Below are 18,762 nucleotides of genomic sequence, written 5' to 3' on the forward strand. Positions count from 1 at the left end.
CATGTCAATGACTATTCTTCCGTAGATCGCGCTCGGTATTGTCGAGCGGAATCGCTTCCTCATTGCCAACTGCGCGGTAACTGGCCACAGAAACCGTTGCGCGCCCATCTCGATCCGAGCTATTTCGTTGATACGAGGAGGAATTGGTGTCATCTGCGCATGAGATTGCCATAGTCGGAATCGGATGCAGATTTCCCCGAGAAATTGATTCACCTCACGAACTATGGCAACTTCTGCTTGCCGGAGGAGATGTCATCGGGGATATACCGAGCGATCGTTTCGATGGCTCGTACTACCTCGATTCCGACCGTTCGCACGCCGGTAAGACGTACACCGTGCGAAGCGGATACCGAACGGGGCTGGCGGATTTCGACGCCGGATACTTCGGTATCGCGCCGAAGGAGGCGGCCAAGGTCGATCCGCAGCAGCGGTTGCTGCTCGAATGCGCTGCGGACGCCTTCGACGACGCGCAGATCGACCCGGCGACATTGGCAGGCTCCGACACCGCTGTGGTGATGGGTGTTTCGATGCGCGACTACGACGACCTGCAACGGCGCCGGCTGCGCAGCTTCAACGCCTACAACATGAGCGGCGCGGCACCCTGCAATACCGCGAACCGAATCTCCTACGTGTATGACCTGCGCGGTCCGTCCGGCGCGATCGACAGTGCCTGTTCCTCATCGTTGTCCTCGGTCCATCAGGCATGTCAGGAAATCCGTACCGGCCGTAGCGCGCTGGCGTTGGCTGGCGGGGTGAACGCGCTGCTGGCGCCTGCCGACTTCGTCGGCTTCAGCAAGGCGTCCATGCTGTCGCCAACAGGGCTGTGTCATCCCTTCTCGTCGAACGCCGACGGCTTCGTCCGCGCGGAGGGCGCTGCGGTAATACTCCTCAAACCATTGGAACAAGCTCTCGCGGACGGGGATCGGATTCATGCGGTGATCCGCGCGAGCGGGGTCAATGCCGACGGCCGCACGGCAGGACTGTCGCTGCCGAGCGCAACCGCGCAGGCGGACCTGCTGGACCATGTCTACGGCGAAGCGGGCCTCGACGTGGACCGGCTGATCTACCTGGAGGCTCACGGGACCGGCACCCAGGCCGGTGACCCGGTCGAATGCGCCGCGATGGGACGCGCGCTCGGTCAGCGGCGTGCCGAGCCGCTCCCAATCGGATCGGTCAAGGCCAACCTGGGCCATCTCGAGGCGGGTGCGGGGATGGCCGGGCTGGTGAAGTCGATCCTGGTGCTCCAGCACGGAATCGCACCGGCGACCCCACACGCACTACCGCTCAATGAAAAGATCGACTTCGCCGGGCTCGGGCTGGCGCCGGTGACCGAGGCTCGACCGGTGCGAGTCACCGAGTCCGCCCTGGTCGGTGTCAGTTCCTTCGGATTCGGTGGAGCCAATGCCCACGTGGTACTCGCGCCCGCACCCGCCACCACCGCGGCCAGGGGCACCACCCCACTCGAGGACGGGCGCGTCCGGCCGATAATGGTCAGCGGCCGCACCGAGGCCGCGGCCCGTCAGGCCGCCACAGCGCTGGCCACCCACCTGGGCGACTCCACCGACGCCTTCTACGACATGGCCTACACTTCGCTGTTCCGCCGCGGTCGCCACGACCACCGGATTGTCGTGCTGGCCCCTGATGCCGAACATGCCGCCTCCGCCCTGCGCGCTGTCGCCGCCGAACAAGACGCACCCGCGACTGCGACCGGGACCGCCACCCGAACGGGAACCGTAGGATTCGTGTTCTCCGGCAACGGTTCTCAGTGGCCGGGCATGGGAAGCGACTTGATCGACGTCGACGCGGCGTTCACCGCCGAGGTCGTCGCAGCTGACGCCGAAATGGCCGGGCCGCTCGGCTGGTCGGTACTGGATCTTCTGCGCAACCCCGGGCCTGCCGACCAGATGGCTGCCACCGAAGTGGCACAGCCATTGCTGTTCACGGTTCAGATCGGAATCGTGGCCGCGCTCGCGGCGCGTGGTCTCACGCCCGCCGCCACCTGCGGGCACAGCGTCGGTGAGGTAGCGGCCGGCTATGCCTGCGGCGCACTGGATCTGCCCACTGCGTGCCGGATCATCGTCGAACGCAGTCGCGCCCAAGCGCTGACCGCCGGGCTCGGCCGAATGGCGGCAGTCGGGCTCGGTGTGGGCGATGCGCGCGACGCCCTCGCCCCGTACGCGGATGTGCTGACCATCGCGGGCATCAACAGCGACCGCGACGTGACCATTGCCGGAGACGGCGAAGCCCTCGCCGCGTTCGGCGCCGAACTGAACGCACGCGCGGTGTTCTTCCGTCCGCTGGACTTGGATTACGCGTTCCACAGCCCCAGCATGGACATTGCGGCAGCACCGCTGGCGGCGAGTTTGGCGGAGGTGACCTCCGGCGTCGGCCGGGTGCCGATGCTCTCGACGGTGACGGGCGCCGCGGTCCTGACCGGTGAACTCGACGCGGATTACTGGTGGCGCAATATTCGAGAACCTGTCTTGTTCGCGGACGCGATGCGCTCGATGGTCCGTGACCATGGATGCGAGGTATTGATCGAGATCGGGCCACACCCGGTGCTGGCAACGTATATGCGACGGGTAGCAGCCGATACATCCGACCGGACAGCGGTCCTTTCGACGCTGCGCCGCGACAGGCCGGGGCCCGAGCGACTGGATGCGACGGTGGCGGGGGCGGTGGCAGCAGGCGCGGCCGCCGACCTGTCGGCATTGTTCCCCACACCAGGACGCACCGTCGCGCTGCCCGCGTATCAATGGCAGCGCGAACGGCATTGGACCGGCGAGGCGGACTGGTGGCGTGAGGATGCCGACGATTCCATCGCCCCGGCACAGGCCGGTGATCTGCTCGGCTCTCGGTTGCCGACCTCCGGTCCGGCGTGGCATCAGGTGCTCGAGCCTGCACGAGCGGGCTGGCTCGCCGACCACAGGGTCGGCGCCACGGCAGTCTTTCCCGCGGCCGGGTTCATCGACATACTGCTCGCCGCAGGGCAATCGGTGTTCGACGGTCCCGTCGAGCTGATCGGGGTCGCGATCGACCGTGGACTCACATTGCCTTTCGAGGACCCCGATCCAGAGATCAAGTTGCAAACATCCCTCGGCGTCGGCGGCTGGGCCACCATCTGTTCCCGCAGTGGTTCGGCCAACCCCTGGCAGGACCACGTATCGGCCCGGGTGCGCCCGCTCGTCGCCGATGAACCGCCGCCTCTGCATATCGAGGAGTTGGACCGCCGGCTCACCGACCTTCGCACCGCGGAATCGCACTACGCCGCATGCGCTCGCGCCGGACTGCACTACGGGCCTGCTTTCCAAGCATTGACGGCCCTGGCCCGCGGCGATCGCGAAGTCCTCGCCAGATACACCGCTACACTGCCGATCACGGTGCCGCATCCGGCGCATCCGACCGTTCTCGATGGTGCGCTGCAAGCGGGTTTGTCCCTGATCGACGGCGAATCCCCGGTTCCGTATCTTCCGGTCAGGTTCGAGCGAATTCGATTCTGGCACTCTCTCACCGCGGCCGGAACTGTCCACGTACGCGCCCGATCCGGTGATGACCGGCACGAGGTGTGGGACATCGTGATCGCTGATTCGCGCGGCCGGGTCGCACTCGAGCTCACCGGCTGCACGCTACGCCGGTTCGATGGCGGGCTTGCCGATACGACGCCTCTGACCGAGGTGTTGCGTGCGGCACCGCTGCCGTGCGGGCCGTGGACCCCCGCACCGCTGCCAACGCCTGAACAACTGCTCGCCGCCAGTGCGGATGACCTCTCTCGGATCGCCTCGGCACGAGCGGACGCTCGATACACCTCGTTTCGCGCGCACGCGCTCGAGGTGTCCGCGCATTTCGTCGTGTCTATGCTGGACGCGCTCGTGCCGGGCCGAGCGCAGGTGACGATGACCGATCTCCTCGACGCGGGAGTCGGAGAATCGCACATCCGATGGCTACGGGCGCTACTGGCGATCGCCACCGAATGCGGACTGTTGAGCGGGGATTCGACCGAATCCCGTTGGACCGTTCGAGTCCGCCCCGCACCGGAGGCGGCATTCCGCGCCGCACTCGAGGCGTGCCCTGGTGATGCCGTGGCACTGCAGACCCACGCCATCTGCGGACGCCTGCTGCCGGGACTGCTGCTGGGCGCTGTCGATCCGATCGAACTGCTCTTCGCCGAATCTGATCCGCTGGCTACCAGGTACTACGATCACGCGCCATTCATGCGCTGCGGATACCCGGTGGCCCGGGCGTTGCTGCGATCGGCGCAAACAGACCTCACGCCGGGCCGTCCGCTGCGTGTACTGGAGTTCGGCGCCGGTACCGGCGGCCTGACCTCGTGGCTGCTCCCCGAATTCGACCCTCGGACAACGACATTCACCTATACGGACATCTCCCCGGCTTTCTTCGCCACGGCCAGGCGGCGATTCGCTGACTTCGACTTCGTCGACTACCGACCCTTCGACCTCATGATCGATCCGGTCGAGCAAGGATTCGTTCCGGGCAGTTATGACCTGATATTCGGCGCGAACGCGCTGCACACCGCAGCAGATGTCAGCGTAGCGCTGGGTCATGTCCGGGACCTGCTGACCGAGAACGGCCAGCTCGTTCTGGTCGAGACCCATTCCGAAGCGATCCTGACCCCAATCTTCGGCATGCTCAACTCCTATTGGGGTTTCCACGACCTCGACTTGCGTTCGGACGGGCCGTTGGTGAGCTGGGAAGAATGGCCGAACCTATTGCAACGCTGCGGTTTCCACGACACCATCCAAGTCGGCGATCCGGCGGATCCCGACGTGAGAGACTTCTCGACCATCGTGAGCGTTCGCACCCCCGGTGTCACCCCGTCGCCGGTGCGGGTCGATCCGATTCCCGTGGAAGCGCCTCACGAGTGGATCGTCGCTGCGACCGGAGCCGACGGGAACACCGCGTCCAAGCTCGGGGCGGCGTTGGAACAACGTACCGGCGGCCGAGTTCATCTCGGGGTCGACGCCCGGAACGAGGAACACTGGCGTGAGTTGCTCACCACCACAACCGGTGTCGTCGGCATCGTGGTGCTCGTCGGCGATGACGGTGACGCCGAGGCCATGACTGATCCCGCAGATCAGGTCAGGCGCGCCATCGCCCACCTCGGCGCCCTACGGGCGCTGGCCCGAGCCTGCGAGGACCGGCCGCAGCAGGTCGACCCACAGATCTGGATCGTCACCCGAACCGTCTCATCGACGCTGCCACCGCGCGAGCCGGTTTCCGCGGCGGTCTGGGGTGCGGCGCGCAGCCTGGCAAACGAATTGCTCGGCGCGCGTGTACGGCGCATATGCCTCACCCGAGACCCCGACACCGCCGATCCTGTCGACGCGATGCTCGAGGAACTGTTGAGCGACTCCGCCGAGGACGAGGTGCTGGTGGGCGCGCTCGGCCGCTTCGTACCGCGTGTGCGCCCATTGCGACCCAGCCGAGCCCCCGCCTCCGGATCGTATCTGGCGACGGTCACCGATATCGGCCTGCATTACCGAACCGGGTGGGCCGCGACGGCCGCACCGGAGCCTGGCCCCGGTGAGATCGTGGTGGCAGCCGCGGCCGCCGCTTTGAACTATCGAGACGTCCTGATGGCCACCGGGCTGATCCCTACCACCACCGGTGATATCGGCCTGGAGTGTGCGGGCACAGTGATCGCGGTCGGGTCCGGGGCGCCCTTCACCGTCGGCGACCGGGTCGCCGGCGTCGGGCCGGGTTCGTTCGGGTCGCATGTGCGATTGCGGGCCGACCGCGCCTACCGAATTCCCGATGAGATGAGCTTCGCCGCGGCTGCAACGATGCCGACGGTGTTTCTGACGGTGCAGCACAGCCTGATCCACCTGGCCCGGCTCACCGCATCGGAAACCGTGCTGATCCACGGAGCCGCCGGTGGCGTCGGTCTGGCCGCGCTTCAGGTCGCGCAGGCTGTGGGTGCGCGAGTCATCGGCACGGCGGGCACCCCGGCGAAACGCGCGATGCTCGAATTGCTCGGTGTCGAGCATGTGCTCGATTCGCGAAGCCTCCGATTCACCGAGGAGGTCCGGCGCCTGACCGCCGGAGCCGGGGTGGATGTGGTGCTCAATTCGCTGGCCGGTGATGCGTTGGTCCGCAGTATGGAATTGCTGAAACCGCATGGACGCTTTCTCGAACTCGGCAAGCGGGACTTTCTCGCAGACAGTTCGCTGCCCATGGCGCCGTTTCTGCGAAACCTGGTGTTCTTCGGTGTCGACGTGTCACCGATGATGACCGAGGACTCGACGCTGGCGGACACCCATTTCCGAGAGATCGAACTGGCGATACGGCAGCACCGCTATCGGCCGTTGCCGTATCAGGTGTATCCCGCCTCGCGGCTACAGGACGCATTCACCTGTTTGCAGCATTCCCGGCATATCGGCAAGGTGGTCGTCGACCTCACCGAGAGCGTTCTGCTCGACCCCGAACCCACGCCCGCGCGGCTCGATCCGGACGCGTGCTATCTGGTGACCGGCGGTCTCGGCGGCTTCGGAGCGGCGACAGCACGGCATCTGGCCGAAGGCGGAGCCACACAGCTGGCGCTGGTCAGCCGCAGTGGTGACAGTTCGCCCGAAGCGGCGAGCCTGCTGGCGGACCTCGCACAGCGAGGAGTCCGCGCGGCAGCGTACGCGGCCGACTGCGCCGACCCGGTGGCGATGCGCCGAATTATCGAGGAAATCGGCGGCTCCGGCAGACGCATCGCAGGTGCCGTGCATGCGGCGATGGTGCTGAACGACACCCCGCTGCTCGACGCCGAGGATGACGTGCTGCGTAGTGTGCTTTCCCCGAAGATGGGGGGCGGCATCGTGCTCGACGCGCTGCTGCCGGCCGCGGACTTCGTCGTGTATTACAGCTCGGTGAGCGCTCTCATCGGCAATATCAGCCAGAGTGCGTACGCGGCAGCGAATCTGGCGATAGAGGCGCTGGCGGGCCGGGCGTCTGCGGCGGGGCGGACGGCATTGGCGATCCAGTGGGGTGCGATCTCGGATGTCGGGTACGTGCACCGCACGCGCATTGGGCATACGGTCGCCGAACTCGGTGTGCGAGGGATGGATTCACAGCAGGTGCTCGGAATTATGGATGAATTGCTGGACTTGACCGGCCGGCGCCGCATCGGCAGCACGGTCACCGTCGCCGACATCGATTGGGCGGCCACCCGGAAGTTCCTGTACGCACTCGCGGCGCCGCGTACCGCCGAACTGTTGCCCGTGCACACCGATACCGGTGTCGGATTGCGCGACAAACTGAAGGAGACCGCTCCTAAGGAGGCGCTGCACCTCATTCAGGACACCTTGTGCGACATGGTCGCCCAGATCCTGCAAACCACTCCGGAGCGGATCGATCGTTTGCGCCGACTCGACCACATCGGTGTCGACTCGTTGATGGCGGCTGAACTCGCCACCAATGTGCGGCGCACCTTCGGATGTGAACTGCCGACCGTCGAACTCGCCACTGCGGCCGGGGTCAACCCGCTCGCCCAGGTGCTTTTGGCGAGGACGCGATGAGCGCGTCGATAGCGTCCTCGATCGTACTGTCCGGTGCCACGGGATTCCTCGGCAGCAGGCTGTGTGGAGAACTGTTGCGCGGCACCGATACTCGTATCCATTGTCTGGTTCGCGCGGAGTCGACCGCGCACGCGGCCGAACGACTGCACGACGCGTTGACAGGTCTGGTCACGGTGGCCGATCTCGATCGTGTAGTGGCGGTGCCCGCCGACCTGGACCGGCCCCGGCTCGGCTCGAGTCCGCCGGACTGGGACGCGGTTGCCCGTGCGGCCGGCACCATCTTCCACTGCGCCGCATCGATCAATCTGGGCGCCAGCTACGAACAATCGGCGCCGACCAACATCGGGGGCACCAATACCATTCTGGCCCTTGCGCGGCGACGGATCGAACTGGGATTGCCGGCGCCACGGGTACACGCGGCATCGACAATCGCGGTATTCGCGCGCGCCGCCGCCGCGGGTATGCCCGAGGTAAATGAGACGTCGATCCCTACCGCCGCCTGCGCGGGCACCTCCGGCTATCTGCGCACCAAGACAGAGGCCGAGTCGATACTGCGTACCGCCCGGAGCAGCGGTCTCGATATCGTCATCCACCGGCCCGCCATCATCACCGGTGACTGGCGGACCGGCACTACCTCGGCGGAGGCCGATCTGCTGCATCGGTTTCTGCGGGCGTCGATCGCGTTGCGGCACTACCCGTCCCGCGACTTCCGATTACCGATCGAGACCGCTGACACGGTGGCCCGCGGAATGTTCCTGGCTGCCCGGTTCGGAACGGCGACCAGCTATCACCATGCCCGTGACACCTTGCTGGACGAGGCATTCAACGCGCTTCGGCGCACCGGGCATATCCTGACGCCGGTGCCGCGCACGCATTGGTACCGACTGATCCAGGACAACGCCGACGACCCGGCCGTGTATCCGGCCGCGGTGCTGGCGCGGGCGGCGGGAGCTGTCGACGGCGCGAGCACCAGCCTTCCGCGATTCCACTCCGACGCCACGTGGGCAGAACTACGCGCAGCCGGTTTGGAACCACCACCGTTGGACGCGAACTACTTCGACCGATGGATCGCCGCACTCACCGAACTGGGGGCACTGCCCACCGGGGAATTCGCTTCGGCTTGAACGAATAAACTCCCCAGAGCCTCGGTAAAGGCTCTGGGGAGTTAATGTGTCGAGAGGGGGACACCACCACTACGCCCACGCGTTCCACCAGCGGAAACTGCTGGTCGTCGAAGTGTCAGCCGTGGACGTCACCTAGTCAGTCGAGACCTTCGTCGAGCTGTTCCCAGGTGAGCGTGATCTGGAAGGGGGTCAATGTGTCGATCGCTGCGGCGAGGTGATCACTACGGTTGCGGTGGCCGTTGGAGACGTATCGTCCGTCGGAGTTGAGCGTGAGCATTTCAATGGAGATCGCTGGGCCGTCGTCGTTGGCCATGCGGACGATCCAATAGTGTTGGATGCCATAGCGGGCGTACTCGGCACGCTTGTCAATCGTGTCGGCGGTGACGGTGGTCGGCGATACCACCTCGACCACCAAAATCGTGTCCGCGATGGTGGGCTTGGTCTTCCACCGTCGGTGCGGTTCCTCGATACAGCGGTAGACGATGACATCGGGCCGCTTGTAGTGGAAGGGAACCTCTGAAACCAGCATGTCGAGATCGCGATTGACTCGAAGGCAAGGCTGCCTGTGTCCCCGTTTCGCTTCTCCGTCGGCGAGTACACGTTCGATGTTGCGGGCGATGGCGTTGTGATTGGGCGAGGGCGACTCGCAGAAGACGATCATCCCGTCTTTGATCTCGACAGTGCGGGAGACGTCTTCGGGCATCACCAGGTAGTCATCGATATCGACGGCTTGGCTGTAGGTCTTCGGCGAAGACCAGTCGAACGCTTCCGACACGGCGGTAGTCCTTCGGTAAATGGAACGGCCACTCGATCGATGTCCACGGTTTGCGGGAGAGTGGACGCCTCTCAGAGCATAGCCACCGCCATCGGCATCGCGAGCAGATCGCAGCGGTGCGAGTGCGGCCCCAGGGCCTCGGATGGCGGCTTCTGCGTGAGCGGCTCAGCGCCCGGCGGTGCGTACCGCTCCCGCTCCGCGACAAACCGATCGATGAGTTCCTGCCACAGCCGAAGGGAGGAAGAAGAATCGCCCCACACAGGACGAGCTTCGTTGTGGACCAAAGGATTACGGATTCGTCGAACACTAGGGCTCGTTCAGCAGCCCGAGCACAGCCGCGAAGGAATCGAAGAACCAGACGTACGTCTTCGGCTCCGCGCCCATGCCGTACTCCTCAACGAGGTTCAGGGTCAACGCCTGGAATCGTATCGGCTGGTGCAGCAGTGCCTTTTCGGACGCGTCAGGCTACCGCGCGACTCGGGCCGTGAGGCAGGTCTGGGCAGAATCTGCTGCGCGCCAACATATCTCGGGGATTGCTGGCGATCCCGCGAACGACCGATCCCGACGACAGATTGGCGATCTACCGGGACCTGGGTCTGAAACCGGCATACGACATGAGATGGGCGGTTTCGGCTGAAGCTCAGCCGAAACCGCGCGTGGTTCTACTCGTGTGTCGAGAGGGGGACTTGAACCCCCACGCCCCTAAGGGCACTAGCACCTCAAGCTAGCGCGTCTGCCATTCCGCCACCCCGACTCGGTGTGCTCGACAACAGTAACCGAGGTGTGGTCGAAAACGGAAATCGGCTGGTACGGGCGGGTTTCCGAGCTACTTCTTGATGAAGATGCCCGCCAGGTCGGCGTTCTTGATGGGGGTGTCGGCATTGGACTGGATCTGACAGAGGGTCTGCACCGAGGCCATGCCGATATCGACATTGGTGCCGGACGGCTCGTTCGAGGTGTTGGTCTGCTGCTTGATGAACTTGGTGATGGTGATGCGCTGAGTGTCGGCATCCTGCTTGAGGTAATCGCTGCACTTGGTGTCGCCGCCCTGGTTAACGGCGGTTTTGATCTCGCTACAACCGGACAACAGGGTGACGGCGCACGCGGCGGCGGCGAGGCCGACGCTCCAACGCATGGTTTTCATGCGCGTCACTGTAGAACGGCGCGATCGTCCGGCAATCCGGGCGGGACCCTGATATCCACCCAAGATGGTGTGATTTACGTCACAAAACACCGGGCATTTTGTCGGTGCTCGATGGCATGCTCGGGTCATGTCCGCTGCCTCCGCCGAAACGATCCGGGTCCTCGGCGCCCGCGAGCACAATCTGCGCAATATCTCCCTGGAGATCCCCAAGAACAAGATCACCGTCTTCACCGGCGTCTCCGGATCGGGCAAGTCCTCGATCGTCTTCGACACCATCGCCATCGAATCCCAGCGCCAGCTGTACGCCACCTTTCCGGCGTTCATCCTCAACTTCCTGCCGCGCTACGAACGGCCGCATGCGGAGGCCATCGAGAATCTGACCGCGCCGGTGATCATCGACCAGAAGGCCGTCGGCGGCGGACCACGCTCGACGGTCGGGACCATGACCGATATCTACGCGCTCATTCGGGCGCTGTTCGCGCGGTTCGGATCGCCGTCGACCGGGCTGGTCTACGACTACTCGTTCAATACCCCGCAGGGCATGTGCACCGAGTGCGACGGACTCGGGATGACGATCACCGCCGACCCCGACAAACTCGTGGACCGCTCGAAATCCTTGAACGAGGGCGCGATTCTGCTGCCCGGATACGCTGTGGGCAGCGGAGATTGGCAGCTCTACGGGAATTCCGGCCGCTTCGACCTGGACAAGAGGCTCGCCGACTACAGCGACGCGGAATGGCACGATCTGCTGCACGGCACCGGCGGCAAAGTGGATCTGACCTTCAACAAGGGCACCTGGAAGGCGAATTACGAAGGGCTGGCGGATAAGTTCACCCGGTCACGGCTCAAGCGGGACACCTCCGGACTGTCGGAGAAGACGCGGGAGCAGATTCAGAGATTCCTCACCGAGGGCGTCTGTCCGGCCTGTCACGGTGCCCGGCTCAATGCGAAAGCCTTGGCCACCAAGATCAATGGACGCAATATCGCCGAATGGACGGCATTGCAGATCACCGATCTGATCGAGGTGCTGGGCGAGATCACCGATCCGGCGGCGCTCGGGCTGGCCGAGGCGAGCCGGATAGCGCTGGGGCGGGTCGCCGATATCGGGCTCGGCTATCTGAGTCTGGATCGACCCACCGCCACACTGTCGGGCGGTGAGGGCCAGCGGTTGAAGATGATCAAGCATCTGGGCAGCACGCTGGTCGGGATGACCTACATCTTCGACGAGCCCAGCGTCGGACTGCATCCGCGTGATGTCGGGCGGCTCAATCGCATGCTGGAGGCCTTGCGGGACAAGGGCAATACCGTGCTCGTGGTCGAGCATGATCCCGATGTCATCCAGATCGCGGACCATATCGTCGATGTCGGTCCACGGGCCGGAGCGCACGGCGGGGAGATCATGTTCACCGGCAGCTTCGCCGAGCTGCGGGTGGCGCGGACGCTCACCGGGCAGGGGCTGCGGCGGCCGTTCGCGGTCAAAACGGCATTCCGTGCATCGAACGGGGAACTGCGCGTGGAGAATGCGAACGCGCACAATTTGAAGGATGTCTCGGTCGGGGTGCCGACCGGGATTCTCACCGCGATCACCGGTGTCGCCGGATCCGGGAAGAGCAGTCTCATCCGCGATGAATTCATGGCGCGGTATCCGGAGTCGGTGTTCGTGGATCAGTCGGCCATCGCGGCCTCCTCACGCTCCACGCCCGCGACCTACCTCGGGCTGATGGATCCGATCCGCAAACTCTTCGCCAAGGCCACCGGGAAGCCGCCGAGCCTGTTCAGCTTCAACTCCGATGGCGCGTGCGCCGAATGCGGTGGGCGCGGGGTGATCATCACCGAGATCGCGTATATGGATCCGGTCACCACGCATTGCGAATCCTGTGACGGGCGGCGGTTCTCCGATGAGGTGCTCGCACTTCACCTGCGCGGCAAGTCGATTGCCGATGTGCTGGAGTTGTCAGCGGAGGGGGCCGTGGAATTCTTCCCCGAAAAAGCACTGAATGCCAAGTTGCGCACCATGAATGAGGTCGGACTCGATTATCTGAGCCTCGGACAGGCGATGAGTACGCTCTCCGGCGGTGAGCGGCAGCGCATCAAACTCGCCACGCAATTGCAGCACAGCGGCACGGTGTACGTACTCGACGAACCCACCACCGGACTGCATATGTCCGATGTGGACACGCTGCTGCGGTTGCTGGACGGGCTGGTCGAGCGCGGCAATACCGTCGTGGTGATCGAGCACAATCTCGATGTGGTCGCGCACGCCGACTGGGTGATCGACCTGGGCCCGGACGGCGGTAAGAACGGCGGCGAGATCGTATTCACCGGTACGCCGGCCGAACTGCTTCGGCATCCGGAGTCGCTGACCGGCGAGTACCTGCGGCGCTATCGGGACGGTGCCGCTATTCGAGGGTAGGCACTCGCTGCGGATATGCCTCGACTGCCAGCGCATCGCGCCAGAGGGCGGCCTCGGCGGGATTGCCCCGCCGTTCGAGGACCTCGGCGAGCCCGGCCATGGCGCGGGTATCGCCGTGTTCGGCGGCGATGCGCCACCAGTACTCGGCCTCGGCGAGTTGGCCCAGTCGCAGCAACATGACGGCCAGGTCGTAGGCGGCGGCGAAATGTCCCAAATCGGCTGCCTGTCGCCATAATTGGCAGGCTTGCCGACCGTCGCCGCGCTGCTGCATGGCCACGCCGAGGTCGTACAGCGCCGCGGTGTAGAGCCCGGCATCGGCGGGCGGAATCGGGTCGGGCGGGGTAGGCGCGGTGGCGAATTCGACCACGAGTTCGGTGAAGTCCGGGGGTCCTACGCCGGTGCTGCAGTGCAGCACCAGGCAGGATCTCTCGCGGGTGATGAGCATGCCGTAATTGCCCGACCAGGACACCACATCGCCGAAGTCGTCCACCCAGACCGGAGTGAGCGTGATGGCGGCATCGGATCCGGTGGGGCATATGCGTAGTTCGATACCGCCGGACATGACATCGGACCAGACGTCAACCCCACTCAACTTCCGGTCGTTCAAGAGCACGTGACCGCCCTCCACGGCCAGTCCCATACCGAGTGCGCGGACCCCGCGCCGGGGTTGAGCGGTGCGCATTCGGAGCGTCACGGTGGTGGGGGAGCCGCCGATGCGCTGCGAATGCAGGGGGTAGACCTTCGCGCCGTTCCAGGTCAGCGGCTCGGCGCTGTCGTATCGGAGCACCGGTGGCGGTTCGGTGGTCTCCCACACGGCGTACTGATACAAGCTTGTCATCTGCCCCGCCCTTCCCGGTCCGTACGCGATTTCGGGCCCACCGTAACTCCGATCGCGGCCGATGAGCGGCGTATTTGCCAGTTGTCTGCCACAGCAAACTCCTGGACAATTGACCTGCGTATCCGGCCCTTTTCAGCAGGTCGCTCGACGTGTTGCGCCGAAACACGCGGTGTGTCGTACCGGTTGCGGGCCTGGCGTCATGTTTACTCGACGCCGACGTACCAGCGAACGAGTGAAAGGTAAGGACATATGGCTCTGCCCACCATGACCCCCGAACAACGCTCCGAGGCGCTGGCCAAAGCCGCCGCGGTGCGCAAGGCCCGCTCGGAGTTGATCGCGCAGGTCAAGCAGGGATCGGTCAGTCTGGCGGAGGTTCTCAAGCGCGCAGACAACGAAGATCTGGTCAAGAAGACGAAGGTTGCGGCCGTGATCAAGGCGCTCCCGGGAATCGGCCCCGTCAAGGCCGCCAAGTTGATGGATGAAGCGGAAATCCCGGCCGATCGTCGTATCGGTGGCCTGGGTTCACGCCAGCGCGCGGCACTGCTGGAGGCGTTGAGCGCCTGAGTTTCGGGGGGTCGCCTGCCGGGTCGAACTCGGGCCCGGAGGCAACCGCTCCCCACCGTTTCGAGGTCTCCTTCACTCAGCAAGGCCCAGGTGAAGACCCGATTGGGGCGATTTGGTCCAAACGGTGACATCCGATAACCTTGCTGAGCACACCGGTCCGGGTGGCGGAATGGCAGACGCGCTAGCTTGAGGTGCTAGTGCCCGTATTAGGGCGTGGGGGTTCAAGTCCCCCTCCGGACACAGACACTACGCACACGGGTGGTCGTGGAGAAGCTTCTCCACGACCACCCGTGTTTTCGTGGTTATAGGTCAGAGTTGCCGATACACCTCGAGCTTGTCGTTCGGATCGGCGTATTTCAGGATCGCCACCAGCCCGCCGCGGGATTTCACCGGACAGGAACATCGAGTTCGGTGAGCAGGTGCCGGACTTTGTTCTCGATCTGGTCGCGGATCGGGCGCACCGCGACGACGTCCGCACCGGCCGGATCGGGGAGGATCCATTCCTCGTAGCGACGGCCGGGGTAGACCGGGCAGGCATCGCCGCATCCCATGGTGATGACGACGTCGGCGGCCCGCACAATCTCCTCGGTCCACGGTTTCGGGAATTCGCCGGAGATGTCGATGCCGACCTCGGCCATGGCGGCGATCGCGGCCGGGTTGATCTCGGTGCCGGGTTCGGAGCCGCCCGACCAGACGACAGCCTGGTCCCCGGCGAGTTGGGTAAACCAGCCCAGAGCCATTTGAGAGCGGCCCGCGTTGTGGGTGCACAGGAACAGCACTGTGGGCTTGCCGTCGGTGATCTTGCCTTCGACGCGGGCCAGCGCCCGCAGGCGCTGCCGGGCGAACCGCTCGGCGAGTAGCGGTAGGAAATTGATAACCGTTGCGCGCCCGGCGAATTGGTCGTAGGAGGAGTGCAGGAACCGTTCGATGGTCTCGACACCGAAAGTGGTGGCGAACTCCTCCTGCAGCCGGGTGGCGGCAGTCCTGAGCGCTAACTTCTGATCGATGGTGAGGTCCGTACGCTGATAGTCCGTGACGGGTGATTCAGCCATGACGAGCTCCGATGTTCTTGTTCAGAGAATGGGTGGGACGGAATTCAGGTGTGCGCGTCGTCGGCCGCGAAGGGTTCGACCGCGGCCGCAATGCGGTCGATGCGGTCGGCAATGAGCTCGAGTGCGTTGTCGAACGCCTCGTCGGTGCCCGCCGCGACCGGGTCGGGTATCGACCAATGCAGGCGTTCGATACCCGAGGGCAATTCCTCGTGGGCGTTGTCGCAGACCGCAATGACGAGGTCGCCGGAGTGCAGCAGCCCGTCGACGCCTCGAGGTCGGCTCGGTCGCATCGGGATCCGGTGCCGACGCGCCGTGGCCACCGCCCCCGGATGTACTCGTTCGGCCGGATGGGTGCCCGCCGAGATTGCCGGGACCGTACTGCGTTGTACCCAGGCAGCCGCCGCGAGCTGCGAACGCGCGGTGTTACGACTGCACACGAATACGACCCTGGCCGCCGAATACATGCTGTGCGGCAACAGTTTTCCCCCGAATCCGGGTACAAGCCGCAGGTAACTGCGTCGACGATCGCCCTCGGATCTGCCGCGTTCCACCATTCCGACGCGTTCGAGCGCCTTCAGGTGATGAGCCATCAGGTTCGTCGGAATCGACAGCAGTCCACACAGCTCCGAGGACGACATGTCGCCGCCGGTCAGCGCGTCCACGATACGAAGTCGGGTGGCATCGGCCAGCGCGGCGTGCACTTCGGCACGCCGCTCCACACTCCATGATTGCTCAGTACTCATTGACTCAATAATCACTGAGTAATACGGCGGGTGTCAAGCAGGAGCACGAAACGAAGGAACCCTTCGCATGACAATCCCGGCCTCCCACACGCCGCCGACGCGGTCATGGGTGTCCTCCTCCCACCCCAGCCGTGCTGCCCCGACGACGTATCTGTCCGCGCCCTGACCGACACCGACTGGGACGCCGTGCGCCGCATCTACAACGAGGGAATCGCCACGCGCAACGCCACTTTCGAGACCGAGGTCCCCACCCGGAAGGACCTCGACGCGAAATGGCTTGCCGAACACCGTTGGGTTGCCGAAGTCGTCGGCTGGGCCGCGCTCTCACCCGTCTCCACTCGCGACTGCTACCGCGGAGTCGCCGAAGCCTCGGTCTACGTCGCCGACGGTATGCGCGGTCGCGGTGTCGGCAAGGCCCTCGTCCGCACCCAGGTCATCACCGCCGACCAGGCCGGCCTGCGGACCCTGCAGACCCCGATCTTCCCGAGCACCGGGCCAGCATCGCCCTGCACCACGCCACAGGATTCCGCACCGTCGGCGTCCGCGAACGCATCGCCCAACTCGACGGCGACTGGCGCGACACCGTCTTCCTCGAACGCCGACGCCCCGCTTGCCGACTCAGCCCCTCATCCCCTGGCCGCCGCGGCAGAGCCGGAGTGGGGCGCGTATTTCCGCGACCATATGCCCCTCACCGACAGCTACTGGAATTCGGTGACCGTCATCGAAAACAGTTGATGGTCAATGGGGTTCGCGAACTTTGAGTGTCGCTGTCGTGTCGGTGAGTGCGGTGAGTGCGGGGATGCCGACAGGTTCGATGGCGAGGGCGGGGATGACGGCATACCGCTGGGCATGACGGGTGACCTGGCCGATCGGGGCGAGTTCGGCGTTGGCGCGGCGCTGTAATAGCGGGTCGCCGGGTGCGGCGGCGGTGAGGCTGTTGTTGATGATCCAGGCCCAGGGGTGAATACCGGCTCGTTCGAGATCTCTTTGCAGGTCGAGGGCTTCGAGGACCGGGGTGGTTTCGGCCAGGGTGATCAACAGAACTTTGGTCGAGGCGGGGTCCCGCAGTCGCATCAGCGGGGTGGTGAAGCGGATGCCTGGTGCGAGTTGTCGCGCGATGTCGCGGTGGTAGGAGCCGGTGGCGTCGAGCAGCAGCAGGGTGTGGCCGGTCGGGGCGGTGTCGATGACCACGAAGCGTCGCCGGGATTCGGCGATCACGTGGGAGAAGGCTTGGAAGACAGCGACTTCGTCGGTGCACGGGGAGAGCAGGTCTTCGGCGAGGGCAGCACGGCCGGCATCATCGAGGGCGGCTCCTTTCGTGGCCATCACGCGGGCACGATAGTCCTGGACCGCCTGGGTCGGGTCGATGCGCGATAGGCGCAGGTGCTCGATGCTGCCTTCGAGGGTCTCGGCGAGGTTGGCGGCGGGGTCGGTGGTCGACAGGTGCACGTCGTGACCACGGCGGGCAAGGGCCACCGCGACTGCGGCGGCGACGGTCGTCTTCCCGACTCCACCTTTGCCCATGCACAGGATCAGGCACGGACCGTCTGCCTCGATGTCGTCGACCAACTGCGCCAACGATGCGTGTACAGAGACGTTCGGTGCGGTGGCGGTGGCCTGCGAGGGCGGAGTGGGGTCGAAAAAGGTGGTCAGGGCGTCGGTGCCGACGATGTTGGCTGGTTTGAGTTCGATGAGGTCGCGCGGGAGGTCCGCGACGGTGTCGGGCATGGCCGCGAGCGCGGCGCGTTCACGGCGGTGGACGGCGGCGGCGAGCGGGTCGGTGGCCTGGATGGTGTCGGGCAGGACGCCGTTGACGACGACGTACTGGTTGTTCATGCCGATGGCGGCGAGTTCCGTTCGGGTGCGGGCGATTTCGGCTAGCGCCGAGCGGGAGGGCCGGGCGACCAGGATGACTCGGGTGCGGTGCGGGTCGGCGAGCGTGGTGACCGCTGCGGCGTAGACGGCCTTGTGCCTGTCCAGCCCCGACAGTGGCCCCAGGCAGGTGGCATCGCCACCGCCGGTGAGGAATTGGCTCCAGTTCCCGGGCAGTTGCAGCAGCCGGATGGTGTGCCCGGTGGGTGCGGTGTCGAACAGGATGTGGTCATAGCCGCCGGTTTCGTCGGTGAGAAGCATGGTGAACTCGTTGAACGAGGCGATCTCGGTGGTGCACGAACCCGACAATTGTTCGGTCATCGCCGCGATATCGGTGTCGGGGATCGTGCCGCGCAGCGGCTCGATGATCCGTTCCCGGTATGCCCGCACGGCCTGCTCGGGGTCGATCTCGAGCGCCCACAGACCGTTCACGCCCGGAATCGCGGTGACCGTGATGCCGATCGCCAGCCCGAACACTTGACCCACGTTCGAGGCCGGATCGGTGGAAACCAGCAGCACCCGCTTGCCCGCGCGCGCCAACTTCACCGCCGCCGCACAGGCGATCGAAGTCTTGCCAACACCACCCTTACCGGTGAAGAACAAGAACCGCGGAGCATCAGCGAGGAACTTCATGACGGCCATCGACTCCAACACCTCTCGGTCACCACAGACAACGGACTCAAACTCGACCCGCCTCCATCCGACCGCACCGGCCCA

Annotated in this window: 10 protein-coding genes, 2 tRNA genes and 1 pseudogene; 6 read left to right on the top strand and 7 right to left on the bottom strand. The window is 65.2% G+C overall.

From position 1 onward, the window contains the following. Nucleotides 1–146 precede the first annotated feature (146 nt). Nucleotides 147–7,520: an SDR family NAD(P)-dependent oxidoreductase gene (locus OHB26_RS31040; RefSeq protein ID WP_330180807.1), complete on the top strand. Its 7,374-nt coding sequence runs from the start codon at nt 147–149 to the stop codon at nt 7,518–7,520. Beyond that, the gene (locus OHB26_RS31045; RefSeq protein WP_330180808.1) at nt 7,517–8,644 is read left to right on the top strand and encodes an SDR family oxidoreductase; all 1,128 of its coding nucleotides are present in this window, start codon (nt 7,517–7,519) and stop codon (nt 8,642–8,644) included. The genes OHB26_RS31040 and OHB26_RS31045 overlap by 4 nt, the downstream gene beginning before the upstream one ends. A 136-nt stretch (nt 8,645–8,780) precedes the next feature. Here the strand turns inward: OHB26_RS31045 and OHB26_RS31050 are convergent, their stop codons facing one another. The 3 genes from OHB26_RS31050 to OHB26_RS31060 all read right to left on the bottom strand — a co-directional run bounded on the left by OHB26_RS31050 (nt 8,781) and on the right by OHB26_RS31060 (nt 10,563). Continuing rightward, complete coding sequence (locus OHB26_RS31050) at nt 8,781–9,419, bottom strand: Uma2 family endonuclease (protein ID WP_330180809.1); 639 nt, start codon at nt 9,417–9,419, stop codon at nt 8,781–8,783. A gap of 671 nt (nt 9,420–10,090) precedes the next feature. Then, nucleotides 10,091–10,173, bottom strand: a tRNA-Leu gene (locus OHB26_RS31055). A gap of 72 nt (nt 10,174–10,245) precedes the next feature. After that, on the bottom strand, nt 10,246–10,563 hold the full coding sequence (locus tag OHB26_RS31060; RefSeq protein WP_330180810.1) for a hypothetical protein: 318 nt from the start codon (nt 10,561–10,563) through the stop codon (nt 10,246–10,248). Nucleotides 10,564–10,690: 127 nt separating this feature from the next. Between OHB26_RS31060 and OHB26_RS31065 the strand changes: the two genes are divergently transcribed. Next, entirely contained in the window at nt 10,691–12,976 is a 2,286-nt protein-coding gene (locus OHB26_RS31065) for an excinuclease ABC subunit UvrA (protein ID WP_330180811.1), read from the top strand. Here OHB26_RS31065 and OHB26_RS31070 read toward each other — a convergent pair. Continuing rightward, nucleotides 12,963–13,814, bottom strand: a complete 852-nt coding sequence (locus tag OHB26_RS31070; protein WP_330180812.1) for a tetratricopeptide repeat protein — start codon at nt 13,812–13,814, stop codon at nt 12,963–12,965. The genes OHB26_RS31065 and OHB26_RS31070 overlap by 14 nt on opposite strands. Before the next feature lie 249 nt (nt 13,815–14,063). Between OHB26_RS31070 and mihF the strand changes: the two genes are divergently transcribed. Both mihF and OHB26_RS31080 read left to right on the top strand, forming a co-directional pair. After that, the gene (mihF, locus tag OHB26_RS31075; RefSeq protein WP_153807097.1) at nt 14,064–14,378 is read left to right on the top strand and encodes an integration host factor, actinobacterial type; all 315 of its coding nucleotides are present in this window, start codon (nt 14,064–14,066) and stop codon (nt 14,376–14,378) included. Between the two features lie 155 nt (nt 14,379–14,533). Beyond that, nucleotides 14,534–14,618 (top strand) — tRNA-Leu (locus OHB26_RS31080). A gap of 146 nt (nt 14,619–14,764) precedes the next feature. Here the strand turns inward: OHB26_RS31080 and OHB26_RS31085 are convergent. Then, the gene (locus OHB26_RS31085; protein WP_330180813.1) at nt 14,765–15,430 is read right to left on the bottom strand and encodes an arsenate reductase ArsC; all 666 of its coding nucleotides are present in this window, start codon (nt 15,428–15,430) and stop codon (nt 14,765–14,767) included. 44 nt (nt 15,431–15,474) lie between these two features. Next, nucleotides 15,475–16,173, bottom strand: a complete 699-nt coding sequence (locus tag OHB26_RS31090) for an arsenate reductase/protein-tyrosine-phosphatase family protein (RefSeq protein WP_330180814.1) — start codon at nt 16,171–16,173, stop codon at nt 15,475–15,477. Nucleotides 16,174–16,251: 78 nt separating this feature from the next. Between OHB26_RS31090 and OHB26_RS31095 the strand changes: the two are divergent. Further along, nucleotides 16,252–16,781, top strand: a pseudogene (locus tag OHB26_RS31095) (GNAT family N-acetyltransferase); the annotation flags it as partial. Nucleotides 16,782–16,911: 130 nt separating this feature from the next. Here OHB26_RS31095 and arsA read toward each other — a convergent pair. Then, nucleotides 16,912–18,687: an arsenical pump-driving ATPase gene (arsA, locus tag OHB26_RS31100; RefSeq protein ID WP_442942760.1), complete on the bottom strand. Its 1,776-nt coding sequence runs from the start codon at nt 18,685–18,687 to the stop codon at nt 16,912–16,914. Nucleotides 18,688–18,762 lie beyond the last annotated feature (75 nt).

The sequence above is a fragment of the Nocardia sp. NBC_01503 genome (genome assembly GCF_036327755.1).
In the GTDB taxonomy this organism is placed as follows: domain Bacteria; phylum Actinomycetota; class Actinomycetes; order Mycobacteriales; family Mycobacteriaceae; genus Nocardia.

Excerpts from the sequence above, each read along its gene's own strand:
- OHB26_RS31045 (WP_330180808.1), top strand. The coding sequence starts at position 7,517 with ATGAGCGCGTCGATAGCGTCCTCGATCGTACTGTCCGGTGCCACGGGA.
- OHB26_RS31060 (WP_330180810.1), bottom strand. The coding sequence starts at position 10,563 with ATGAAAACCATGCGTTGGAGCGTCGGCCTCGCCGCCGCCGCGTGCGCC.
- OHB26_RS31065 (WP_330180811.1), top strand. The coding sequence starts at position 10,691 with ATGTCCGCTGCCTCCGCCGAAACGATCCGGGTCCTCGGCGCCCGCGAG.
- OHB26_RS31070 (WP_330180812.1), bottom strand. The coding sequence starts at position 13,814 with ATGACAAGCTTGTATCAGTACGCCGTGTGGGAGACCACCGAACCGCCA.
- mihF (WP_153807097.1), top strand. The coding sequence starts at position 14,064 with ATGGCTCTGCCCACCATGACCCCCGAACAACGCTCCGAGGCGCTGGCC.
- OHB26_RS31085 (WP_330180813.1), bottom strand. The coding sequence starts at position 15,430 with ATGGCTGAATCACCCGTCACGGACTATCAGCGTACGGACCTCACCATC.
- OHB26_RS31090 (WP_330180814.1), bottom strand. The coding sequence starts at position 16,173 with ATGAGTACTGAGCAATCATGGAGTGTGGAGCGGCGTGCCGAAGTGCAC.
- arsA (WP_442942760.1), bottom strand. The coding sequence starts at position 18,687 with ATGGCCGTCATGAAGTTCCTCGCTGATGCTCCGCGGTTCTTGTTCTTC.